General features: G+C 72.4%; 19 protein-coding genes and 1 tRNA gene. 14 read left to right on the top strand and 6 right to left on the bottom strand.

The features are described 5' to 3' along the window. The first annotated feature begins 17 nt into the window (after window positions 1-17). The 6 genes from ACQPXD_RS51350 to ACQPXD_RS51325 all read left to right on the top strand — a co-directional run bounded on the left by ACQPXD_RS51350 (window position 18) and on the right by ACQPXD_RS51325 (window position 5,764). Window positions 18-749 (top strand): DUF4129 domain-containing protein, encoded by a 732-nt coding sequence (locus ACQPXD_RS51350; protein ID WP_432831693.1) that lies wholly within the window; start codon window positions 18-20, stop codon window positions 747-749. After that, window positions 739-1,395: a hypothetical protein gene (locus ACQPXD_RS51345; protein WP_432831691.1), complete on the top strand. Its 657-nt coding sequence runs from the start codon at window positions 739-741 to the stop codon at window positions 1,393-1,395. The genes ACQPXD_RS51350 and ACQPXD_RS51345 overlap by 11 nt, the downstream gene beginning before the upstream one ends. Next, window positions 1,392-2,381, top strand: a complete 990-nt coding sequence (locus tag ACQPXD_RS51340; protein WP_432831689.1) for an AAA family ATPase — start codon at window positions 1,392-1,394, stop codon at window positions 2,379-2,381. Before ACQPXD_RS51345 ends, ACQPXD_RS51340 begins: the two co-directional genes overlap by 4 nt. Window positions 2,382-2,386: 5 nt before the next feature. Beyond that, window positions 2,387-3,715 (top strand): DUF58 domain-containing protein, encoded by a 1,329-nt coding sequence (locus tag ACQPXD_RS51335; RefSeq protein ID WP_432831687.1) that lies wholly within the window; start codon window positions 2,387-2,389, stop codon window positions 3,713-3,715. Next, complete coding sequence (locus ACQPXD_RS51330; protein ID WP_432831685.1) at window positions 3,715-4,284, top strand: hypothetical protein; 570 nt, start codon at window positions 3,715-3,717, stop codon at window positions 4,282-4,284. The genes ACQPXD_RS51335 and ACQPXD_RS51330 overlap by 1 nt, the downstream gene beginning before the upstream one ends. 64 nt (window positions 4,285-4,348) lie before the next feature. Next, entirely contained in the window at window positions 4,349-5,764 is a 1,416-nt protein-coding gene (locus ACQPXD_RS51325; RefSeq protein ID WP_432831683.1) for an NAD(P)/FAD-dependent oxidoreductase, read from the top strand. Between the two features lie 209 nt (window positions 5,765-5,973). Here the strand turns inward: ACQPXD_RS51325 and ACQPXD_RS51320 are convergent, their stop codons facing one another. Further along, window positions 5,974-7,617 (bottom strand): hypothetical protein, encoded by a 1,644-nt coding sequence (locus ACQPXD_RS51320; protein WP_432831681.1) that lies wholly within the window; start codon window positions 7,615-7,617, stop codon window positions 5,974-5,976. 217 nt (window positions 7,618-7,834) lie between these two features. On the opposite strand from ACQPXD_RS51320, the gene ACQPXD_RS51315 reads away from it, so the two are divergent. The 3 genes from ACQPXD_RS51315 (at window position 7,835) to ACQPXD_RS51305 (ending at window position 9,171) form a co-directional block, all read left to right on the top strand. Beyond that, window positions 7,835-7,915 (top strand) — tRNA-Leu (locus ACQPXD_RS51315). A 159-nt stretch (window positions 7,916-8,074) separates the two neighbouring features. Next, entirely contained in the window at window positions 8,075-8,848 is a 774-nt protein-coding gene (locus ACQPXD_RS51310; RefSeq protein ID WP_432831679.1) for a Bax inhibitor-1/YccA family protein, read from the top strand. Then, entirely contained in the window at window positions 8,848-9,171 is a 324-nt protein-coding gene (locus ACQPXD_RS51305; protein WP_432831677.1) for a hypothetical protein, read from the top strand. The genes ACQPXD_RS51310 and ACQPXD_RS51305 overlap by 1 nt, the downstream gene beginning before the upstream one ends. Before the next feature lie 681 nt (window positions 9,172-9,852). On the opposite strand, the gene ACQPXD_RS51300 is transcribed toward ACQPXD_RS51305, so the two are convergent. Both ACQPXD_RS51300 and ACQPXD_RS51295 read right to left on the bottom strand, forming a co-directional pair. Further along, window positions 9,853-11,217: a cystathionine beta-synthase gene (locus tag ACQPXD_RS51300; RefSeq protein WP_432831675.1), complete on the bottom strand. Its 1,365-nt coding sequence runs from the start codon at window positions 11,215-11,217 to the stop codon at window positions 9,853-9,855. A gap of 27 nt (window positions 11,218-11,244) precedes the next feature. Next, the gene (locus ACQPXD_RS51295; RefSeq protein ID WP_432831673.1) at window positions 11,245-11,595 is read right to left on the bottom strand and encodes a YkvA family protein; all 351 of its coding nucleotides are present in this window, start codon (window positions 11,593-11,595) and stop codon (window positions 11,245-11,247) included. A 73-nt stretch (window positions 11,596-11,668) separates the two neighbouring features. On the opposite strand from ACQPXD_RS51295, the gene ACQPXD_RS51290 reads away from it, so the two are divergent. The 4 genes from ACQPXD_RS51290 to ACQPXD_RS51275 all read left to right on the top strand — a co-directional run bounded on the left by ACQPXD_RS51290 (window position 11,669) and on the right by ACQPXD_RS51275 (window position 15,433). Continuing rightward, window positions 11,669-12,079, top strand: a complete 411-nt coding sequence (locus tag ACQPXD_RS51290; protein ID WP_432831671.1) for a PPOX class F420-dependent oxidoreductase — start codon at window positions 11,669-11,671, stop codon at window positions 12,077-12,079. Window positions 12,080-12,174: 95 nt separating this feature from the next. Then, entirely contained in the window at window positions 12,175-13,197 is a 1,023-nt protein-coding gene (locus ACQPXD_RS51285; protein ID WP_432831669.1) for an SGNH/GDSL hydrolase family protein, read from the top strand. A gap of 75 nt (window positions 13,198-13,272) precedes the next feature. Next, complete coding sequence (locus ACQPXD_RS51280) at window positions 13,273-14,055, top strand: SGNH/GDSL hydrolase family protein (protein WP_432831667.1); 783 nt, start codon at window positions 13,273-13,275, stop codon at window positions 14,053-14,055. 130 nt (window positions 14,056-14,185) lie between these two features. Continuing rightward, the gene (locus tag ACQPXD_RS51275; RefSeq protein WP_432831665.1) at window positions 14,186-15,433 is read left to right on the top strand and encodes an acetyl-CoA C-acetyltransferase; all 1,248 of its coding nucleotides are present in this window, start codon (window positions 14,186-14,188) and stop codon (window positions 15,431-15,433) included. A gap of 955 nt (window positions 15,434-16,388) precedes the next feature. On the opposite strand, the gene ACQPXD_RS51270 is transcribed toward ACQPXD_RS51275, so the two are convergent. Together ACQPXD_RS51270 and ACQPXD_RS51265 are read right to left on the bottom strand one after the other, a co-directional pair. Beyond that, a complete protein-coding gene (locus tag ACQPXD_RS51270; RefSeq protein WP_432831663.1) occupies window positions 16,389-17,318 on the bottom strand; it encodes a S1C family serine protease in 930 nt (309 codons plus the stop codon). Between the two features lie 42 nt (window positions 17,319-17,360). After that, entirely contained in the window at window positions 17,361-19,043 is a 1,683-nt protein-coding gene (locus tag ACQPXD_RS51265) for an aminotransferase class V-fold PLP-dependent enzyme (protein WP_432831661.1), read from the bottom strand. A gap of 149 nt (window positions 19,044-19,192) precedes the next feature. Here ACQPXD_RS51265 and ACQPXD_RS51260 point away from each other — a divergent pair, with 149 nt between their 5' ends. Continuing rightward, the gene (locus ACQPXD_RS51260) at window positions 19,193-19,516 is read left to right on the top strand and encodes a hypothetical protein (protein ID WP_432831659.1); all 324 of its coding nucleotides are present in this window, start codon (window positions 19,193-19,195) and stop codon (window positions 19,514-19,516) included. 291 nt (window positions 19,517-19,807) lie between these two features. On the opposite strand, the gene ACQPXD_RS51255 is transcribed toward ACQPXD_RS51260, so the two are convergent. Beyond that, a complete protein-coding gene (locus tag ACQPXD_RS51255) occupies window positions 19,808-22,219 on the bottom strand; it encodes an IPT/TIG domain-containing protein (RefSeq protein ID WP_432831656.1) in 2,412 nt (803 codons plus the stop codon). Between the last annotated feature and the right edge of the window lie 123 nt (window positions 22,220-22,342).

The following is a 22,342-nucleotide window of genomic DNA, read 5'->3' as shown; positions in this document are numbered from 1 at the left end:
CAGACCGACGGGATGCCATGGACCGCACCATCAGCCGCTGGTTGCCGGTGCTGGGCGTCGTGGCCGTGCTCGGCGTCGGGACCATCGCCGCCTCGATGTCCTCGCCCGAGATCATCAATCTGCCGGTCGCCGCGCCCGACCTCGACGATCCGACCCCCGGCCCGGCCGCCACGATCGCGGCGCCACCGCAGCCGGTGCCCGGCGATTACTCCAGCGGCTATGCCCTGCCCGACTGGGTGCTCCTCGCCGCGATGGGCGTCTGCGGGCTGATCGTCGTGGTGCTCGTCGGCAGCCTGGTGTGGTATCTGCTGCGCAACCGCGCCCCGAAACAGCCCGCGCGGCTGTTCGTCGAGCCCGAGGCGGCCCGGCCCATGGCGGTCCCGGCGGCCGGCGACGAGGTCATCGCCGCCGTCGAGGCCGGCCTGGTCGAGCTGGGCGACAGCGACGCCGACCCGCGCCGGGCCGTGATCGCCTGCTGGGTGCGCCTGGAGCGGGCCGCCGCCGCGGCCGGCACCCCGCGCCTGATCGGCGACAGCCCGACCGAGCTGGTCACCCGCCTGCTGTCCGCCCACCGGGTGAGCCGGCCGACGCTGGAGGGATTCGCCGACGTGTACCGCGAGGCCCGCTACGCCACCCACCCGGTCACCGAGCGCTCCCGGCAGGACGCGATCGCGGCCCTGCGGCAGCTGCGCGCCGAGCTCTCCGGCGTCGCGCCCAGCCCGGCGGGAGGAGCACCCGGTGCCCCGTGAGCGCGAGCAGGTGGTCGGCCTCGACGAGCTGTTCGACGGCGAGCGGGCGGCGCCCCGGCCCGACCCGCGCCCGGCCCGCCGCCCGTCGCGCCCGTTCGACCTGCGCTGGTGGATCCGCCGCCTGTTCGTCGCGTTCGCGTTGACCGTGGTCGGCGGCGGCGTGCTCTGGGTGGCCGGCTACCGGTTGCCGTATGCGCTGGTCCTGCTGTCGATCGTGGCCATCCAGGTGATGCGCGAGGTGCTGCAGCAGGTGCACGCCGACGACCTGCCCGCCGCGGTCACCGGCAGTGGCCGGGAGCCGGTCCGCCCGCCGGAGGAGAACCCGGGGGAGCGGGCCGCCCGGCGCGAGCTGCGCGACGCGATCCCGCGCGGCGACGGCATCCGGCTGGCGGTGGCGAAGTGGGACGACCGCTTCGTCTGGGGCGAGCGCGACCCCGGCCGGTTCGCCGCGGTGGTGGTACCGCGCTTCACCGACCTCGTCGACGCCCGGCTGCGCCAGCGGCACGGCATCACCCTGGCCGGCGCCCCCGAGCAGGCCCGCGCGCTCGTCGGCGAGGAGCTCTGGCAGCTGCTGCACTACACACCGTCCCGCGTGCCGAGCCCGCAGGACATAGCATCGATCGTCGCGAAGGTGGAGGCGCTATGAAGACGCTCGCAACGGCCGAGGTGGGCCGGATCGCCAAGGTGGTCCTGGACCAGGTCGGCACGGTGGTCGTCGGCAAGCGCGACTCGCTCGAGCTGGTCCTGGCCGGGATCCTGGCCGGCGGCCACGTGCTGCTGGAGGACCTGCCCGGCCTGGGCAAGACGCTGACCGCGCGCTCGTTCGCCCAGGCGCTCGGCATCGGCTTCCGGCGCCTGCAGTTCACCCCCGACCTGCTGCCCGCCGACGTGACCGGGTCGTTCCTCTACGACCAGCGCAACCACGAGTTCACCTTCCGGGCCGGCCCGGTCTTCACCAACCTGCTGCTCGCCGACGAGATCAACCGCACGCCGCCGAAGACGCAGTCGGCGCTGCTGGAGGCGATGCAGGAGCGGCAGGTCTCGGTGGAGGGCGCCACCTACCGGCTCGACGCGCCGTTCCACGTGCTCGCCACCGCCAACCCGATCGAGTACGAGGGCACGTACCCGCTGCCCGAGGCTCAGCTGGACCGGTTCCTGCTGCGGGTGTCGTTCGGCTACCCGGAGGCCGACGAGGAGTGGGACGTGCTGCGCCGCCGCATGGCCCGCCGGCAGGAGGAGGCCACCCTCGAGCCGATCGTCGACGCCGAGACGCTGCTGGCCATGCAGGGCGCGCTCGAGGACGTGGCGGTCGAGGACTCGATCGGGCGGTACATCGTCTCGCTGACCGCGGCCACCCGGGTCCACCCGCACGTGCTGGTCGGCGCCTCGCCCCGCGGCTCCCTCGCGCTGCTGCTGCTCTCCCGCGCCTCCGCCGCGCTCAGCGGCCGGGACTACGTGGTGCCCGAGGACGTCAAGGCGGTCGCGGTCCCGGCCCTGGCGCACCGCATCTCGCTGCGGCCGGAGATGTGGCTCAAGCGCATCGACCCGCGCTCGGTGGTCGGCGAGGTGCTCGCCCAGACTCCGGCCCCGGCCAGCGGCGCGCTGCCCACCTACGGCGGAAGGCGTGGCTGAGCCGCATGGCTGATCACGGCGGGCCCAGGTCCCACGCCCGGGCGTTCGAGCCGACCCGGGCGCTGGGCCGGGCCGTGCTGGTCGCCGGCGCGCTGGTCTTCGTCGCCGTGATCATCGGGCGGTACGACCTCGTCGCGATCGCCGCGCCCTTCGCCATCGGCACCGCGATCTCGCTGGTGCGCCGGCCGCGACGGGTGCCGACGCTCGAGGTGAGCACCGCCGAGCCCTTCCTCGTGGAGGGCAACGACGTGGACGTCACGGTGAGCGTGGGCAACCCCAACCCGTCCGGGTTCGACCTGGTGGTCGTCCGGGCGGTGGTACCGCGCTGGGTCCGCCTGCGGCACACCGACCGGCCCTACGCGGTCAGCGTCGCCGGCGGCACGATCGCCGGCGTCGGCCTGGAGGGGCGGATCCTGCGCTGGGGCCGCCACCCGCTGGGCCCGGTGACCGCGCACGCGATCGCCTCCGACGGGCTGCTCATCAGCCGGGGCGCGCAGACACCGCCGCTGCCGCTCAAGGCATACCCGGCGACCGAGCACTTCGACGCGGCCGAGGCGATGCCCCGCGCGGCCGGGCACGTGGGCGGCCACCGCTCCCGCCGCACCGGTGAGGGCGGTGAGCTGGCCGGCGTGCGCCGCTTCGGCCCCGGCGACCGGCTGCGCCGCATCGACTGGCGGGTGTCGCTGCGCACGCGCGAGATCCACGTGGTGAGCACGCTGTCGGACCGCGATGCCGAGGTGGTGGTACTCCTCGACGCGCTGCACGAGGCGGGGCGCTCGGGCGGCATCGACGGCGCCACCTCGGTGCTCGACATCACCGTCCGCGCGGCGGCCGGCATCGCCGAGCACTACCTGCACCGCGGCGACCGGGTGGCGCTGCTGCAGTACGGCGGCGCCGTGCGCCACCTCCGCGCGGCGAGCGGCCGGCGGCACTACATGACGACGCTGGAGTGGCTGCTCGACGTGGCGCCGGGCGAGCAGGACGACGAGCCGCCGCCGTCGTCGTTCGGCCCGCACATGGTCCAGGGCAACGCGCTGGTGATGGTGCTCACGCCGCTGCTGGACGTGCGCTCGGCGGCGATGCTGGCGAGCCTCGCCCGGGCCGGCCGGTTCGTGGTCGCCGTGGACACCCTCGCCGACTCGGCCCTGCGCGTGCGGGCCGCCGGCAAGTGGGGCGACGTGGCGGCGCGCATGTGGCGGCTGGAGCGCGAGGCGATCATGGGCCAGCTCCGCGAGCACGGCGTGCCGGTGGTGGCCTGGGGTGGCGCCGGGAGCCTCGACGAGGTGCTGCACGGCGTGGCCCGGGTGGCGGTCGGGCGGACGGTGACGACCTGATGTTCGACGAGCTCGGCGACTACTTCGCCGCCCGCGCCGGCCGGGTCAAGGACTTCGCCGAGCGCGCCTCCGCCGGTCCGCTGCTGGTCCGCCTCGGCGTCACCGTGTTCGCCGCGCTGAGCCTGGTGCTCGGCTTCCCGGCCGCGGTGATGCAGAACCTGGGCGGGATCCTCGTGGCCGGGATCGTCGCGCTGCTGCCGGGGCTGTTCCCGCGCAGCCGGCTGGTGGGGCTCGCCATCTTCGCGTGCGCCTTCGGCTGGCTGGCCGCCACCACCGTCTACGGCGAGCCGGTCTGGCTGCCCCGGCTGGTCGCGCTGTCCGCGGCGCTCTACCTCATGCACTCCCTCGCCGCCCTGGCCGCGGTGCTGCCCTACGACGCCGTGGTCTCGCCCGGCGTGCTCTCCGGCTGGCTGCTACGGGCCCTCGCGGTGGTCGCGGCGAGCGCGCTGGTGAGCGTGGCGCTGATGCTCGCGGCCCGGCTCACGGTCGGGCCGGTGTTCCTCGCCGCGTCGCTGGCCGGCGTGCTGGCGGCCGGCGTGCTGGCGTGGATGATCGCCCGCCGGACCTGAAGATCGACCGGCTTCGGTACCTGTGGCGGGCGTTACAGCCCTGGTAACGCCGGTTACATGTCTGATGCCCGGCGGCTCCGCGGCCCGTTTCGTGGCTAGCGTTGTGTCCGTGGCTGCGAAGCGAATCCTGATCGTCGGTGCCGGGCACGTCGGGCTCTATGCCGCCCTGCGCCTGTCCAAGAAGCTCAACCTGCACGAGGCTGAGGTCACCGTGGTCGACCCCCAGCCCCACATGACCTACCAGCCGTTCCTGCCCGAGTCGGCGGCCGGCAACATCTCGCCCCGGCACAGCGTCGTGCCCCTGCGCCGCGAGCTCAAGCGCTGCCACGTGCTCTCAGGCACGGTGACCAGCATCGAGCACGCCCGGAAGGTGGCCATCGTCCAGCCGATCATCGGGCCGGCCCGCGAGGTGGCCTACGACCACATCGTCGTGGCGCCGGGCTCGGTCTCGCGCACGCTGCCCATCCCGGGCCTGCGCGAGCAGGCGGTCGGCTTCAAGACCATCGGCGAGGCGGTCTTCCTGCGCAACAGCGTGCTCGACCGGCTCGACGTGGCCGCGACCACGACCGACCCGGCGACCCGCCGCCGGGCCCTCGCCTTCGTCTTCGTCGGCGGCGGCTACGCGGGCGTCGAGGCGCTGGCCGAGATGGAGGACATGGTCCGCGGCGCCCTGCGCTACTACCCCGAGATCCCCCGCGACGAGGTGCGCTTCGTGCTGGTCGAGGCGGCCAACCGCATCCTGCCCGAGGTCGGCGCCGAGATGGGCGCCTACACCGCGGTCCAGCTCACCCGCCGGGGCATCGACATCCGGCTCGGCACGCGGCTCGAGTCGTGCGTCGACGGCCTGGTGCGGCTCTCCGACGGCGACGCCTTCGAGGCCGACACGATCGTGTGGACGGCCGGCGTGAAGCCGCACCCGATGCTCGCCGACACCGACCTGCCGCGCAACCAGCGCGGCGCGATCACCTGCAAGCCGACGCTGCAGGTCGTCGACGCCGAGGGCAACGTGGTCGAGGGCGCGTGGAGCGCCGGCGACTGCGCCGCGGTGCCCGACCTGACCTCGGCCGACCCGGCCGCGCTGTGCTCGCCGAGCGCGCAGCACGCGGTGCGGCAGGCCTCCCGGCTGGCCGACAACATCGCCGCGGTGGTGCGCGGCCGCGAGCCGGTCGACTACAAGCACAAGCACGTCGGCTCGGTGGCGGGCCTCGGGCTCTACAAGGGCGCGGCGCGGGTCTACGGGGTGAAGGTGCGCGGGGTGCCGGCCTGGTTCATGCACCGCACGTACCACCTGAGCCGCATCCCGACCCTGAACCGCAAGATCCGGGTGCTCGTCGACTGGACGCTGCAGCTGGTGCTGCGGCGCGAGGTCGTCGCGCTCGGCTCGCTGCACGAGCCGCGGGAGGCCTTCACCGAGGTCACGGCCCCGATCCCGCTCCCCGTCAACCGCGCCGGCTCCACTTCCTCCGACCGCGCCGCCTAGCCGGCGGGGTCGTTGGGCGGTGCGGGGCGCCGTCGCTTGGCCGGCGCGGTCGTGGTCGCTTGGGCGGCGCGGTCGTGGTCGCTTGGGCGGCGCGGTCGTGGTCGCTTGGGCGGCGCGGTCGTGGTCGCTTGGGCGGCGCGGTCGTGGTCGCTTGGGCGGCGCGGTCGTTTGGGCGGGGCGCGGTCGTTTGGGCGGGGCGGGCGCGGTCGTCAGGTCGTGCGGGCTTGCCAGACCCATACGTCGGCGACGCGTTCGCCCGGGCCGAGCAGGGCGTCGAGGGTGCTCTTGAGCGCCTCGGCGCCCGGCTGGCCGTCGGCGAGCACGAAGCAGGACGCGTGCCAGTAGGCGATGTCCCGGCGTAGCGCCACCCGGTCCCGGTCGGTCAGCGCCGGCGCGGCGTCGTTCGTGACGACCCGCGCCAGCAACTGCGCCGTGGGCCGCGGCCAGATGCCGACGGCGGCCCGGCCGTCGCGGCCGTAGGGCCCGATGAACCAGCCCTGCGGCGTGGCGAACGCGACATCGGTGGCCGCGGCCCAGCGCATCGACTGCGGGTTGTGCGAGTCGGGCAGGGGCACGGGCACGATCGTCCCGTCGCGGGGCGCGAAGCCGTGCCAGTACCCCTCCGTGAAGAACTTCGGCACCGGGGTGCGCGGCGCCGTCGGCAACGGGCGCGGCGCCAGCGGCACGAGCGAGGCTACGACGGCGACCGGCACGAGCAGCTTCAGCGTCTCCGTCTGGGTCAGCGCCACGTGCACCGCCTGGGCCAGCACGAAGCCGAGTAGCGGGATCGCGGCGAGCGCGAAGCGGGCCGGCAGCGCCCACTCCACCACCGGCAGCCCGGACAGCAGCGCGAAGGGGCCCCACTGCTCGGTCCGCTCGTGCCCGACCACGATCCGCGGGCCGAGCGACAGCGCGAACAGCACGATCGTCACCACCGTGCAGGCGACCACGGCCGGGCGCCGCCACAGCCACACCGTCGCGCCCAGCACGACGATGAGCGCTGGCGCGCCGAAGAAGGTGGTGTACTCGGCGGGCCCGCTCGCCAGCCGCGCGGCCCCGTCGTCGCCGGCCAGTGACAGCGGCGAGACGGCCGCGAAGCTGCGCAGATCGGCCGCGTAGTACCCCGGGGAGAACACCCCGCCGTGCGCGCTCTGCGCGCCGTCGAACTGCACCCACAGCGGGTAGGCCAGCAGCGCGGCGGCGACGAAGACGGCGACGCCCAGCCCGACGCCGAGGCCGTGCAGCGCGGCGCGCGGGAAGGGCCGGGCGGTCGCGGTGTAGGCCAGGCAGAACAGCCCGAGGGTGAGCGCGGTGAGGAAGAGCACCTCCTCGCCGAGGAAGAACTGCCCGGCGGCCAGCGCCCCCAGCAGCAGGCCGCGGCGCACCGCCCGGCGATGCTCGCGGGCCAGCGCCACCACGCACCAGACCATCGGCGGCACCAGCCAGGCGGCCGTCATGTGCAGGTGCGCGTTGGACTGGCTCACCATGCCGGGCGCGAAGCCGCAGAACGCGCCGCCGACGAGCGCGCCGAGGCGGTGCAGGCCGAGCGTGCGGGCGAGCAGGAGATACCACCCGGCGCCGGTCGCCGCCAGGTTGACCGCGGTCGCCACCGCGAACGTCACCGGGGCGCCGAAGGCGAGCGTCAACGGGGCGAACAGCAGCCCGAGCCCGATGAGCGAGGCGTTGCCCATGAGGTTCACCCCCTCGGGGGCGTTCAGCGCGCCGGTCACGAGGGTGAAATCCCCGCGGTACGCTCGGGTCGCGTAGGCGAGGAACCACTCGTCGAGCGCCTGGTCGTTCGAGTTCAGCTCGAGCGCGCGCCCCGCCGGATCCGGCCAAAGCCCATGCGTCAACAGGACGCCGGCGACCACAAACAACAAGCAAACGGCGGCGTCCCTAATCCATGGACGCCGAAAATACATCGGCGGAGTGGTTCGTTTTTGTTGCTCCACCGGCGCAGTCCCGGCCTCGCCGGTATGCGGGGCGCTGGTCACCCGGATGACAGTAACGGCCAACCCGTTGTCGGTGTTGACAGTTCGTCGGACGGGCTACCGTGAAACGCGTTTCCACGCCCGGGTGGTGGAACGGCAGACACGGCCGCCTTAAAAGCGGCTGCCGCGAGGCGTGCGGGTTCGAACCCCGCCCCGGGCACCCCCACCGTTCCCCATTCCTGGCAATGCTCCACGTGGCCGTCCCCGGAACAGTGACGGACGGTAACCCGCACGTCGCACTGTATGGTAGGCGTCCCAGACGGGCCCTTTCGCGGTACCCTGGTCGTACACGTGAATGAGACGCCCATGGAGGCCGATCGTGCAGAGTTCCAACCCGGTGCTCACCCGCCTTGGCGAGGCGGCGCGGGCTTCCCGGTATGAGACCGGATACCCCGGCGCGCAGGCCCCCTCGCGCGCCATGACGATGGACGACGTCGTCGTCCGCACGGTGGCCCTGCTCGCGGTCACCGGCGTGTTCGGCGCGGGCGCCTGGACGCTGCTGCCCAACACGCCCGGCGTGATGGTGCTCGCGGTCATCGGCTCGCTGATCGCCGGCCTCGTGCTCGGCCTGGTGATCTCCATCATGCGGATCACCAACCCCGTAGTGATCATGATCTACGCGGCGGCCCAGGGCATCGTGCTCGGCGTCATCAGCCGGGCCTACGAGAGCTGGTATTCCGGGATCATCCTGCAGGCGGTGATCGGCACCTTCGGCGTCTTCGCCGTGATGGCGGTGCTCTACAAGCTGAAGGTGCTGCGGGCCACGCCCCGGTTCACGAAGTTCGTCCTCGGCGCCCTGATCGGCGTCGTGGTGCTCAGCCTCGCCAACTGGCTGTTCTACCTGTTCGGCGTCAACCTGGGCCTGCGCGACTACGGCACCACGGGCAGCGTCGGCTGGCTGCCGATCGTCTTCAGCCTCATCGTCATCGGCGTCGGCGCCCTGACGTTCATCCTCGACTTCGACCAGATCGAGCAGGGCGTGCGCTACGGCCTGCCGCAGAAGTATTCGTGGTACTGCGCCTTCGGAATTCTCGTCGGCCTGATCTTCCTGTACTACGAGATCCTGCGCCTGCTGAGCTACCTGCGACGCTGATGCGCGACGACGACCAACTGGGCGCCGCCGTGCGCAAGCTGGTCGGCCAGGTCTCACGCTGGACGCCGCCCCGCTGGGCGGCGTCCAGCGGCGGTTCCGCGACGAGCCGGGCGGCGCTCATGCACGACCTCGTCCAGTGGCTGGCCGACCGGTGCGCCGCGGCCGAGGGACGCCCGGCGCTGCCCGTGCCCCGGCTCGACAACGACTTGGCCCTGCCCGATCAGCTGCGGGTGGTCGCGGCGGATGTGCGCCGCTTCGCCCCGCCGCCCGTCCACGCCGAGGCCGCCGACCGCATCAACGCCCTCCGCGGCGCCTTCGCTTAGCCCGCGGCCTCTTCGCTTAGCCCGCCGCGGCGCGCGTCTTCGATTAGCTACCCGCGGCGTCTTCGCTTAGCCTGCCGCGGCGTCTTCGCTGAGGTCCCGCTGGGCGCCGCTCGTGCAGGACTGGCGGGCCGGGCGGCGTTCATGCCCAGCCTGGCCCGGTCGATGGCCTTGCCGTGCGCCCGCGGCCCGGGGTGCGCGGCCCGGGGTGCGCGCGGCGTTGCCGGTGCCCCGGCTCGGCAGTGACTTGGCTCCGCCTGGCCGGCTGCGGGTGGTCGCGGCCAATTTGCGCCGTTTTGCCCCCCGACGTCCGTCCATGCCGAGGCGCGGTCCGCGGCACGGCATTCGCGGTTCGCGGTCTCTCACCTGATCCGGCTGGGCGTCGGGCGCTGCCCGAGTTGGCGCCGGGCTTGTCGCGCGCGGTCCGGGACGCTTTGTCTCCGTGATCATGCTCAACCGGACGTGTGCACCACGCGTTATTCGTGATCGCGGAGACAAAACGTACGTATGGGTACCGTATGTCTCCGTGATCATGGCGAACCCGGTGTTTCGGCGTGGCCGCATGCATGATCACGGAGACTTATGGCTGCCAAATCGGATATATGCCCCGTCAGGCGATAAATCCGATAAGTCGTGGCGCGGAGCGCCCGACTTATCGGATGTGCGGGCCGATGGGCGGCGGGGTCAGGTGAGGTAGGCCAGCAGGTCCTGGCGGGTGAGCACGCCGGCGGGCTTGCCGTCGATGAGGACCACCGCGGCGTCGGCCTTCTCCAGCAGGGCGACCGCCTCGTTCACCGGCTGGCCGCCGCCGATCATCGGCAGCGGTGCCGACATGTGGCGCTCGACGATGTCGTGCAGGTGGGCCTGGCCGGAGAACAGCGCGTCGAGCAGGTCGCGCTCGGCGATCGAGCCGGCCACCTCGCCGGTGACGACCGGCGGCTCGGCCTTGAGCACCGGCAGCTGGGAGACGCCGTACTCGCGCATGTAGTCGATCGCGTCGCGCACCGTCTCGTTGGGGTGGATGTGCACCATGCCGGGCACCCGGCCGTCCTTGCCGACCAGCACGTCGGCGACGGTCGGCGTCGCCTCGGCGGTGCGCAGGAAGCCGTAGCGGGCCATCCAGGCGTCGTTGAAGATCTTGGAGAGGTACCCGCGGCCGCCGTCGGGCAGCAGGACCACCACGACGTCGTCCGGGCCGGCCGCGCGGGCCACCTTGAGCGCCGCGGCCACGGCCATGCCGCATGAGCCGCCGACCAGCAGCCCCTCCTCGCGGGCGAGGCGCCGGGTGTAGTCGAAGGAGTCCTTGTCGGAGACCTCGACGATCTCGTCGCAGATGGTCCGGTCGTACGTCGTGGGCCAGAAGTCCTCGCCGACGCCCTCCACCAGGTAGGGCCGCCCGGTCCCGCCGGAGTAGACGGAGCCCTCCGGGTCGGCGCCGATCACGCGTACCCTCCCCGCGGAAGCCTCCTTCAGGAAGCGGCCGGCGCCGGAGATGGTGCCGCCGGTGCCCACGCCCGCCACGAAGTGCGTGACCCGGCCGTCGGTCTGCTCCCAGATCTCGGGGCCGGTCGTCTCGTAGTGGGAGCGCGGGTTCGCCGGGTTGGCGTACTGGTCGGGCTTCCAGGCGCCGGGGATCTCCCGCGCCAGCCGGTCGGAGACGTTGTAGTAGGAGCGCGGGTCCTCGGGCGCGACCGAGGTCGGGCAGACCACGACCTCCGCACCGTAGGCGCGCAGCACGTTCTGCTTGTCCTCGCTGACCTTGTCGGGACAGACGAAGACGCAGTGGTACCCCTTGAGCTGGGCCACCAGCGCGAGCCCGACCCCGGTGTTGCCGGAGGTCGGCTCGACGATGGTGCCGCCGGGCCGCAGCAGGCCGGATTTCTCCGCCTCCTCGACCATCCGCAGCGCGATGCGGTCCTTCACGCTGCCGCCGGGGTTGAGGTACTCGACCTTGGCCAGGACGGTGGCGGAGATGCCCGCGGTGACGTTGCGGAGCCGGACGAGTGGGGTGTTGCCCACAAGCTCGACGACGTTGTCGTAGTAGCGCACGTCGCCAGCGTATCGGGAGCGGCCGGACTACCTGACCACGTGTCCGGGGATGACGTTGTCGCGCAGCTTCTCCCACTCCAGGAAGCGCTCGAGCTCGTCCATCAGGGCGCCGGCGAAGTACCCCGCCACGGCCAGGTCGTCGACCAGGCCGAAGACCAGCAGGAAGGCTTCCGGGACGGCGTCGATGGGGGAGATGATGTACACCCCGGCCGCGGCGAGCATGGCCAGGCGGGCGCCGCCGTCGTACTCCCTCTTGAAGGTGGCCTTGATCATCCGCGGGATGGCGGCGAGCCGCTTGCCGATGCCTGGCGTGCCGGGCTTGAACACCCGCAGCAGCGCGGTCCACGCCATCCGCCGTCGCAGCGTTTTGTCCGCCATGGTGACCGCCCTCTCTTGTCTGGCTATGAATGTAACGGTGCCGGTCACCATGCGCCGAGGTAAGAATGACGACATGGATCTCGATGCGGCCCGCGCCGTGATCGCCGAGCAGCACCAGGCCGTGCTGGCCACCCGGCGCTCCGACGGCGGCGTGCAGATGTCCCCGGTGCTCGCGGTCCTCGACGGCGAGGGCAAGGTCGCGATCAGCAGCAGGCTGCCCGCCTTCAAGGTGCGTAACCTGCGGCGCGACCCGTGGGCGGCGCTGTGCGTGCTGCCGGACGGCTTCTACGGGCGCTGGATCCAGGTGGAGGGGGAGGCGGAGGTGGTGCCGCCGCCGCAGAGCCTCGAGGGCCTGGTCGACTACTACCGCCGCGCCTCGGGTGAGCACCCCGACTGGGACGACTACCGCTCGGCGATGCTGCGCGACCAGCGGGTGCTGATCCGCGTCACACTGCTGCGCGCGGGGCCGGATCGGTCGGGATGAGGACGATCGGGATCGGGACGAATAGCGGCGAATACTTGGAGGTCGGGGGCTAGCCTCGGGTTCGCGGGGGCCAGAGGCACGGAAAGGGCAGGGGCGTGAAACTGCAGTCGGAGCGCGCACGGCGGATAGCCACGGCGGCGGCGGTCGGTGGCGGGGGAGTCGCCGGCGCGGGCGTGTTGTTCTACGGCCTGGTCCTCGGCCAGGCCCTGATGGCGCGCAAGACCATTCCGCCGGTCGTCGGCCCGCCACCGCGCGCGGACGGCGTCTACGGCAGGCACCACGGCGGCGAGGCGGTCCGCCTCATGGTCCTCGGCGACTCATCCGCCGCCGGCTACGGCGCCGAGCGCCCCAGCGAGACCTTCGCCGCGGCGGTCGCGGCCGGCCTCGCCGAGCAGCTGCGACGCCCGGTCCAGATGCGCTGCCTGGCCGTCGTCGGGGCCGAGTCCAAGGGCCTCGCGCCGCAGGTCGAGGTGGCGCTGCGGCAGCGGCCCGACGTCGCGGTGATCTGCATCGGCGGCAACGACGTGACCCACCGCGTGAGCACCCAGACCGCGGTGCGGCACCTGGTCACCGCGGTGCGGGCGCTGCGCTCGGCCGGCGTCGAGGTGGTCGTCGGCACCTGCCCCGACCTGGGCACGATCCGCCCCATCCAGCCGCCGCTGCGCTGGCTGGCCCGGCGCTGGAGCCGGCAGATGGCCACCGCGCAGACGATCGCGGTCGTCGAGGCCGGCGGTCGCACGGTGTCGCTCGGCGACCTGCTGGGCGAGCTGTTCTACGCCGAGCCGGACCGCATGTTCAGCTTCGACCGGTTCCACCCCTCCGGCGCCGGCTACCTGGCCGCCGCGCAGGCCGTGCTGCCCACCGTCGTGGCCGCCCTGAGCGAGCCGGAGCCCGCCGTGGCCGTCGGTGTCGGGCTGGGCGCGGGGGAGGGCGTGCGCGCGCTGCCACAGGCCGCCCTGGAGGCCGCGCACCGGCCTGGGACCGAGGTCAGCGCCGCCCAGGTGGCCGGGCGCGATCGCGGGCCGGCCGGACGCTGGGCGCAGCTGCGCCACCGGGTCTGGCACCGGCTGCCGCAGCAGGCCGAACGTACCCCTGACCGGACCGTGGAGGCAGCATGACAACGGTCCCGGTTCGTCCGACTCGCCCAGTAGGCCCGTTGAGGTGCCTATACCGCCCCGAACGGAGGTGACGGCATGAGTGTCGTCAAGCGCCTCGCCAAGGTCGCGAGTGCGACCGTCCTCGCCGGCACGGTCGGCGGTGCCGCCGTGCTCGCCGCGCAGGCGGTCGCCGCCCGGACCCGCACGTATGCCAAGCCCGACATGCGCCTGGCGATGCGCTCGTCGATCGGCGCCACCGGCAAGCCCCCGATGCGCCTGGTCCTGCTCGGCGACGCGACCGCCCTCGGCGTCGGGGTCGACCGGGTCGCCGACACGGTCGGCGGCCAGCTCGCCGCCCTGCTGGCGGAGGGCAACGCGGGCCGGCGGGTGGAGCTGTCCAGCGTCGCCGTCGCCGGCTCGCGCGCCTCCGACCTGGCCACCCAGGTGGCCCGGGCGCTGGTCGGGCCGGCTCCGGACGTGGCGCTCATCCTCGTGGGTACCAACGACGTGACCAACGTCGGCCGGGCCGCCGATGCCGCCGAGCACCTGGGCGCGGCCTGCCGCCGGCTGCGTGACGCGGGCATCCCGGTGGTGGTCGGCACCTGCCCCGACTTCGGCGCGCTGCGCGCCTTCGCGCCGCCCCTGCGGCAGCTGATGGGCCTGCGCAGCCGCCGGATGGCCCGGCTGCAGGGCCTGACCGCCGGCGCGGCCGGCGCGGTCGTGGTCGACCTGGGCGCGCGCACCGGCGCGGTGTTCCGGGCCGACGCCGGCACGCTGTGCCACGACGGCTTCCACCCGTCGGCGGACGGCTACCGGGTGTGGGCGCACGCGCTGCTCCCCGCGGTCGAGGAGGCCACCGCGGTCCGCCGCGGGGTGTGACGTCTCGCCGGTCGCTCATCGGGTCGGGCGCCTCGCTGTGACATTCCGCCGGGCGCTGCTCGGGGTCGGCCGGCTCGGTTGTGACATTCCGGCGGGCGCTCGTCGGGTTACCCTCAAGTAGCATCGGGATATGCCGGAAGCTGTCATCGTTGCCACCGCCCGGTCCCCGATCGGCCGAGCCGCCAAGGGATCGCTGCGCGACCTCCGCCCCGACGATCTTGCCGCCACCATCGTCCGCGCCGCGCTCGACAAGGTCCCGCAGCTCGATCCGACCGAGATCGAGGACCTCTACCTGGGCTGCGGCCTCCCCGGCGGCGAACAGGGCTTCAACATGGCCCGCGTGGTCAGCACCCTGCTGGGCTTCGACCACCTGCCGGGCGCGACCACGACGCGGTACTGCGCCTCTTCGCTGCAGACCACCCGCATGGCCTTCCACGCCATCAAGGCCGGCGAGGGCGATGTGTTCATCTCCGCCGGGGTCGAGTGCGTTTCGCGGTACGCCCGCGGCAACTCCGACGCCCTGCCGCCGGAGGCCCAGGAGGTCGTCGGCGGCCCGTGGCAGAACCAGGCCTTCGCCGGCGCCTACGCCCGCACCGTGAAGCGCGCCGAGGGCGGCGCCGAGACCTGGCACGATCCCCGCGAGGACGGCGAGCTGCCCGACATCTACATCGCGATGGGCCAGACCGCGGAGAACCTGGCGGAGATCGAGGGCGTGACCCGGCAGGAGATGGACGAGTTCGGGGTACGGTCGCAGAACCTCGCCGAGGAGGCCATCAAGCAGGGCTTCTGGGCCCGCGAGATCACCCCCGTGACGACGCCCGGCGGCGACGTGGTCTCGGCCGACGACGGCCCCCGCCCCGGCGTCACCTACGAGGGCGTGGCCGGCCTGAAGCCGGTCTTCCGCCCCGACGGCCGGGTGACCGCGGGCAACTGCTGCCCGCTCAACGACGGCGCGGCCGCGGTCATCGTCATGAGCGACACGCGCGCCCGCGAGCTCGGCATCACGCCGCTGGCCCGCATCATCTCCACCGGCGTGACCGCGATGTCCCCGGAGATCATGGGCATCGGCCCGGTCGAGGCCTCCCGCAGCGCCCTGCGCCGCGCCGGCATGACAATCGACGACGTCGACCTGGTCGAGATCAACGAGGCGTTCGCGGCCCAGGTCATCCCGTCGTACCGCCAACTCGGCATCCCACTGGAGAAACTCAACGTCAACGGCGGCGCGATCGCGGTCGGCCACCCCTTCGGCATGACCGGCGCCCGCATCACCGGTACCCTGATCAACTCGCTGAACTGGCACGACAAGTCGATCGGCCTGGAGACCATGTGCGTCGGCGGCGGACAGGGCATGGCGATGGTGCTCGAGCGCCTCTCCTGACCCGCGTCCACGCGCTCCGCGACATCCGCGCGGTGTCCGCGCTCCTGCGTGGGGCCTGCGGCGCCGCGCGGTGTCCGGCCGCGTGTCCGCGCGGTGCGGCGTCCGCGCCGCGCGGTGTCCGGCCGCGTGTCCGCGCCGCGGGGCGTCCGCGCACTGTGCGGCATCCGCGCGGTGCGGTGTCCGCGCTCCCGCGCGGTGTCTCGGCCGAGCGTCCGCGCCGCGCGGCGTCCACGAGCTCTGCGGCGTGCGCCCGGTGCGGCGCCAGCGCAGCGCGGTGCGGCGCCAGCGCAGCGCGGTGTCGGCGCCCCGCGGCCTGTCGACCGCGCACCCTCGCGGCGCCGGTGTCCGCGCACCCTCGCGGCGTGCGGACCTCGCCTCGCCGTCTGGTTTGGCGCGCTAATACCCCGACGGGGGAAAAATCCGAAAAGTCATGACGCCGCCGGGCGTCGTGACTTTTCGCCGCACTTACCGGCTGCGGCCAGAACGCACGAATTACGCCCGAATCTCTCCGGAATCATGCAACTCCCGCCGACGTGCAGCGTGTTTCTCATGATCCCGGAGACATATAGTACCTATAGGTACATAATCCTTCCGCGATCATGAAAAACTCGCGATACGGGTGGCGACCACGGCATGATCGCGGAGAGATTCGGTCGCGATGCCGGATGGCGGCTGGAATCACGCCGATCGAGGGCTCGGCCGGGCGCCGTGCGCGCCGCCGCCGAGTCGCCGAACACGTCTGGGCCCGGATCAACGCCTCCGGCAAACCCGCCCGACCACCCGACGCCGCAAATGAGCCAACCATTGGCCACGCTAAATCACGATAAAGGCGATAAATCCGGCGCCCCTGGCGCCGGATTTATCGCCTATTTCAGCATCCGTCCCACGGGCGCTAAATGATGATATAGGCGATAAGTCGGGCGCCCCCGGCGCCCGACTTATCGCCTCAAGGCGGCTACTCCAGCGGGGCGGGGACTGCCACCACGTCGACCAGGGCGTCCTTGCGGAGCACCGTGATCGCCAGGCGGCGGCCGATCGCCGGCCCCAGCATCAGGCGCAGCACGTCCTGAACGCCGGTGATGGGCTTGCCCGCGGCCGAGAGCATGACGTCGCCGACGTACAGCCCGGCCTGGCCCGCCGGGCTGCCCGGGACGACCTCGGCCAGGCGCAGGCCCTTCGACTGGCCCAGGCGCTGCGCCAGGGGTGGCGGCAGCGGCACCGTCGCGCCCGCCACGCCGAGCCAGGCGCGGCGGACGCGGCCCGTCGACATGAGCTCCGACATGATCAGCCGGGTCGTGCCGTTGATCGGCACCGCCAGGCCCAGGCCGATGCCGGCCACCGCGGTGTTGATGCCGACCACCCGGCTGGCCGAGTCGGCGAGGGCGCCGCCCGAGTTGCCCGGGTTGAGGGCGGCGTCGGTCTGGATGACGTCGTCGATCAGGCGGGTGTGCCGGCCGTCGCGGACGGGCAAGGAGCGGCCCAGAGCGCTGACCACGCCGGCCGTGACCGAGCCGGCCAGGCCCAGCGGGTTGCCCACGGCCACGACCAGCTGGCCGATGCGCAGGTCGTCGGCATTACCCAGAGTGGCGGGCGGCACGCCGGGCTCGCGGATGCGCAGCACCGCCAGGTCGGCCAGGGGGTCGGCGCCGACCACGTCGAAGCGGGTCTGGGTGCCGTCGGTGAACTCGGCGTCGCCGCCGTCGGCGCCGGCGACTACGTGGGCGGAGGTCAGGACGAAGCCGTCCGGGGTGTAGACGACGGCCGAGCCGGCTCCCTCACCGCGCCGGCTGCGCACGGTCAGGCTGGCCACGCTCGGCAGCAGGGTGGCCGCCACGGTGGAGACGACCCGGCTGTACGCGTCGAGCGCGTCGATTTCTGGGTCCATGCAGAGCAGAACGCGCCCCGGGCGCGCGCCATGCCCGCCGGTTTACGCCAACAGCGATACCGCCGGCAGGTCGAACCACCGCAATGCCTCGAAGTTGGGCGACACGACGCCGTCCGGCTGCTCCACGGGAGGCAGCGAATCGCACAATTCACGGGCGTACCGTAAATATCCGGACAAGTCCGACTCGGGGGCGCGCTCGTGCTGTGAGGGCCGCGAAGGCCAGGTCAGCTCGCCGTCGGCGGTGTACGTCAACTGTGACAGGCGGAGCGGGGGCTCGACCAATCCCGCCCGGTGGCGCCACAGGCCGGTCTGGGGATCGAAGTGGTACTGCGGCAGCAGCGCCCACCCGTGCGTGGCCACGAGGTGCACCGCGTCCACGATGTAGCGGAACACGGTCTCGGAGATGAAGTAGTTGAAGCTGACCCGCACCCAGCCCGGCTTGATCCCCTCGCAGCCGGCGATGATCTCCTGCTCGAAGCGGTGCGAGCGCTCGATGTCGATGCCGAGCAGGCGGTGGCCGTAGGGGCCGGCGCAGGAACAGCCGCCCCGCGACTGGATGCCGAACAGGTCGTTCAGCAACGCGACGACGAAGTTGTGGTGGAGGTACCGTCCCCCGGGCTTCTTGATGACGAACGACACGATCGACAGCCGCGGCGCGTCCAGGTTGCCCAGGATCTCGATGTTGGGGTTGGTCTGCCAGGAGGCGATCGCCTCGCGCAGGAAGCCTTCCTCCAGGGCCCGGATGGTCGGCGTGCCCACCGCCTGCTTGAGCTGGAACACCAGGCCGGCGCGGATGGACTCCACGATGGCCGGGGTGCCGCCCTCCTCGCGGTGCGCCGGGTCGGCGATGTAGTGGTGGTCGGTCGGGTTGACGTAGTCCACCGTGCCGCCGCCGGGCACGGTCGGCACCCGGTTGGTGAGCAGCTCGCGGCGGACGGCCAGCACGCCGGGAGTGCCCGGCCCGCCGACGAACTTGTGCGGCGAGATGAACACCGCGTCCTTGTACTGCCCCGGCTCCGGCCCGTACATCGCGATGTCGACGTAGGGCGCGGCGGCCGCGAAGTCCCAGAACGACAGCGCGCCGTACTCGTGCAGCAGCGCCGAGATCGCGTGCGTGTCGCTGACGATCCCGGTCACGTTGGAGGCCGCGGAGAACGATCCGATCTTCAGCGGCCGGTCGGCGTGCCGCGCGAGTTCCTCGCGCAGCCGGTCCAGGTCGATGTGACCGTTGTGATCCTCGGGGATGACGACCACGTCCGCGATGGACTCGCGCCACGGCAACTCGTTGGAGTGATGCTCGAACGGCCCGATGAACACGACCGGGCGATCGGCCGGCGGGATGTGCGCCGACAGCTCGTAGCGGTCCTCCAGGCCGGCTGGCACGCGCAGGCCCAGGATGTGCACCATCTTGTCGATCGCCGCGGTCGAGCCGGAGCCGGTGAAGATCACGACCGTCTCCGCGTCGCCGCCCACAGCCTCGTTGACGATCTGGCGCGCGTCTTCGCGCAGGCGGGTGGTCTGCAGGCCGGTGCCGGACGATTCCGTGTGCGTGTTGGCGTACCGCGGCAAAACCTCGTCACGGATGAAGCGCTCGATGAAGTCCAGCGCCCGGCCGGAGGCGGTGTAGTCCGCGTACGTGACCCGGCGAGCGCCGAACGGCCCCCACATCACCTGGTCGTCGCCGATGACGGCGGCGCGAATTCGCTGTAAGAGGGGGCTTTGCATGACAGCCATTATGCGACGCCGCCACGCCGTCCACTTTCGTGTGGTCGGTTGAATGTCGCACTGTCTGTCCGCCCATGCGGGCCGCCCGATTGTTTAACCTCTCGTCCGGAGGTGCTCAGGAAGCCTCATGGAGACTGGGGGTAGGGAAGTTGGTCAGTGTTGACCAGTCCGAGCCAACAGACGTCGTCGATCGACTCCTGTGGCGGGACGCCACGCAGATCCTGAGTCGGCACAGCGAGTCCGACGGCGCGGGCCTGTGCCTCTGGTGCGGGCGGGAGTGGCCGTGCGCGCCACGGCGGCTCGCGGAGAACGCCGCCGAGGCGTCCCGCCGGCCGTGGAACGAGGCCTGGACCGCCCGGCACGACCTGTACAGCTTGCGCACCATGCCCGACTGGCGCATCGACCTCGGCCGGCCGAGCACCTCCCGGGGCGGCTGGCACCGCGCCGGCGGCAACCGGGGAACTTTCCTCTGACACGATCGTTGATTCCGCGGAGACTCCGGCGCGCCCCGCCAGTGCAACGCAGTCCCGCAACACAAAGACCCGCCCGGACACGGTTGCCGGCATGCCTCCGCCGGCTCCGAACGCCTCCGGCCAGGCGTCCTCCCCAGGGATCGGGCGGGTCTACCGGCAGGCGAGGGCACATGTCGTGGTTCCCCCGCATATATCGCGATGGTGCCCTCGCCTGCCAAAACCAACCGCATACGACGAACGGCCCGGTGTCCGCGAGGACACCGGGCCGAGCGCCGTTACGGGCCGGTGGAGCTAGTTGAGGTAGTCCGCCACCGTGAAGGTCGATCCGCTGGAGATGATCGACTGGATGTACGGCGGGGCGTTGGTGGTCGTGGTGCTCGCCGCGGCGGCGTTGAGGGTGCCGTTGCTCACCACCGTGACCGTATACGTGCCGTTGGGCACCGGACCCGACCCGGCCACGAACACCGGGGCGGTCGCGCTCGCGCCGGCGGTGATGCCCGCCGTCAGCGAGTTGGAGATCTTCACGTTCTTCGTGTCCGTGAACTCCGTGATCACCGTCCCGGCCGGGATGCCCGTGCCGTAGACCGTCCGGCCGACGTCGGTGGCGGCGAACATTGCCGTGGTGGTGGACAGCACCTTGGTACCGCTGGTGCCGGCGGCGTCGGTCAGCGCCTTGGTCGTGGTGGCGAACGTCGACAGCGGGGTGCTCGCGGTGACCGCCGCGGTGATCGGCCGGCTCAGCGTCGCGTTGCCGTTGGCGGCGTTGACCGCCGTGATGGTGGTACCGGCCGGAATGCCGGCGCCGGCGATCGTCATGCCGACGTCGGTCGGGTAGAACAGGCAGTTCGTGTTGGTCGCGCCGGGCACCATCGTGGTCGACGCCGAGGTGGCCGCGGTGCAGCCGGTCATTAGGCGTCCGGCGCTGGTCGCGAGCGGGCCGTTGCCGCCGGTGTACAGGCTGCAGATGAGGTTGGTGTCGGAGATGACGAGCACGTCGACGCACTCGGCGACCTGACCGTTGGTCTTCGCCGTCGCCGGGGCGCCCGGCTTCGGGTCGTAGGCGCCCTTCACCAGGTACACGTGCGCCTTGGCGCTGCTCGGGTCCACGGTGCCCGCGGGGGCGAAGGTGAGGTCGGTGAAGCCGACGCCGGTGACGTCGAGGTCGGTCGAGGTCATCTTCGAGTTCGGCGCGGTGACCGGCGCGATGGTGATGCCGTTGGTGAAGGTGAACATGTTCTTCGCCTCCACCGTGCCGCCCGAGGTCGTCACGCTGATCGACTGGTTGTTGCCGGGTGCGTGCGGCGGCGTGACCGCGGTGAAGCTGCCGCCACCGCCGGCCACGACGACGTTGGTCAGCGCGACGCCGCCGATGGAGGCGGTCATGGCGCCGGGCGTGGTCGGGAAGTTGGTGCCGGTGACCGTGATGGTCGATCCGCCCTGCGCCGGGCCGGTGGCCGGGGTGACGGTCAGGATCGCCGGGACGGTGCCGACCGTGTAGTACCCGTAGGCCTGGGCGACCAGGTGGCTGCTCGTCGTCGCGTCGTACACGCAGACGTTGTAGGTGCCGCTCGCGATGGTGGTCGGCAGCGTCACCGCCACCTTGCTGGGCGAGATGTACCGCGTCTGGGCGGCGTTGACCGGCGAGCCGGTGGTCGCGTAGGTCGAGTCGCAGTCCAGGTGGTTCGACGCCGCGCTCTGCAGCTGGGCGTAGGTCGCGCCGCTGGTGAAGATCGTGCCGGTACCGGTCAGCGTGAGCGAGTTGCCGCCCGCCGTCGAGCCGGAGCTGGCGCTCGGCGCCACGTTGCCGTTGACGTTGAACGTCGTCGGCCCCGTCGAGGACGGTGACGTCTCGGCGATCAGCGCGCTGCTGTTGTTGTAAGCGCAGATGTTGTAATCGGCGCGCATCAGCATCGGGCTGGCCGGCTGGGTCAGCGTCGTCGGCACGGTGATCGACAGATGCGTGGTCGAGGTGGCCTGCAGGCCGGCGCTAGGCACCGGGATCACGCCACCGGCCAGGGTGTTGGGCGTCCCGGCCGCCGACGACGGCGAGGTCGCGCCCATCGGCGCCGCGGCGCACAGCGGCTGGGTCGCGGTCTTGGCCTGGAACTGCACCGACTGGGCGCTGGTCGAGTAGGCCGTGAAGACCGGGCGCTCCGCGTTGACGTCGATCGAGTAGCCGCCACCGGGCGCACCGCTGTTCGGCGTCGGCGTGAGCAGTGGCAGAACCTTGAAGGCGCCGGTGCTCGACGCGGCAAGGAGGGCGCTCGAGCTGTAGATGCACACGGAGAACGCGCCGGACGTGACGTCGGACGGCAGCGTCAGCGCCGGAGGCACGTCGACCACCAGGTCGGTGGCCGGGCTGGTGGCCGCCGAGTTCGTCGCGGTCACGACACCGGCGCTGACGGCGCCCGTGGTGGACACGACCGGCGTCTGAGGCAGCGCGCCGGCCGTGTTGTCACACGCTCCGAACTGGAACTGGGCGGTGAACGGCCCGTTGCCGACGTCGAAGGTGGTCGACACGCCCGGCGTCACCTGGATCGAGTAGCCCCCGCCGGTCGGACCGTGCGAGGTGCTCAGCGTCAAAGTGTCCACGACGGCGAAGGCAGGGGTGGCGGTCGCGACCAGGCCGGCCGCAACCAGGCCCAGGGCGACGCCTGCGCGGGCGGCTATTCGGCCACCGGACAAGCGTTTTCTCTCTTGCACTTGAGTGTCTCCTCCGTTGGATCCACGGGATGGGAGTGCTCGGCGGGCGCAGCAAGGTCGCGCTCAGCAACCGGACTGTCACTCAAAGTAGCAGTGAGATACCTGAAAGTTGCTCAAAACCGC

The organism is Dactylosporangium sp. CA-092794, assembly GCF_050948465.1.
GTDB lineage: Bacteria > Actinomycetota > Actinomycetes > Mycobacteriales > Micromonosporaceae > Dactylosporangium.
Note: the sequence above shows the minus strand (reverse complement) of the source record. Positions and strands in the feature narration are given on the sequence as shown.

Excerpts from the sequence above, each read along its gene's own strand:
- ACQPXD_RS51350 (WP_432831693.1), top strand. The coding sequence starts at position 18 with ATGGACCGCACCATCAGCCGCTGGTTGCCGGTGCTGGGCGTCGTGGCC.
- ACQPXD_RS51340 (WP_432831689.1), top strand. The coding sequence starts at position 1,392 with ATGAAGACGCTCGCAACGGCCGAGGTGGGCCGGATCGCCAAGGTGGTC.
- ACQPXD_RS51335 (WP_432831687.1), top strand. The coding sequence starts at position 2,387 with ATGGCTGATCACGGCGGGCCCAGGTCCCACGCCCGGGCGTTCGAGCCG.
- ACQPXD_RS51330 (WP_432831685.1), top strand. The coding sequence starts at position 3,715 with ATGTTCGACGAGCTCGGCGACTACTTCGCCGCCCGCGCCGGCCGGGTC.
- ACQPXD_RS51325 (WP_432831683.1), top strand. The coding sequence starts at position 4,349 with ATGCCCGGCGGCTCCGCGGCCCGTTTCGTGGCTAGCGTTGTGTCCGTG.
- ACQPXD_RS51305 (WP_432831677.1), top strand. The coding sequence starts at position 8,848 with ATGCGCGACGACGACCAACTGGGCGCCGCCGTGCGCAAGCTGGTCGGC.
- ACQPXD_RS51295 (WP_432831673.1), bottom strand. The coding sequence starts at position 11,595 with ATGGCGGACAAAACGCTGCGACGGCGGATGGCGTGGACCGCGCTGCTG.
- ACQPXD_RS51290 (WP_432831671.1), top strand. The coding sequence starts at position 11,669 with ATGGATCTCGATGCGGCCCGCGCCGTGATCGCCGAGCAGCACCAGGCC.
- ACQPXD_RS51280 (WP_432831667.1), top strand. The coding sequence starts at position 13,273 with ATGAGTGTCGTCAAGCGCCTCGCCAAGGTCGCGAGTGCGACCGTCCTC.
- ACQPXD_RS51275 (WP_432831665.1), top strand. The coding sequence starts at position 14,186 with ATGCCGGAAGCTGTCATCGTTGCCACCGCCCGGTCCCCGATCGGCCGA.
- ACQPXD_RS51270 (WP_432831663.1), bottom strand. The coding sequence starts at position 17,318 with ATGGACCCAGAAATCGACGCGCTCGACGCGTACAGCCGGGTCGTCTCC.
- ACQPXD_RS51265 (WP_432831661.1), bottom strand. The coding sequence starts at position 19,043 with ATGCAAAGCCCCCTCTTACAGCGAATTCGCGCCGCCGTCATCGGCGAC.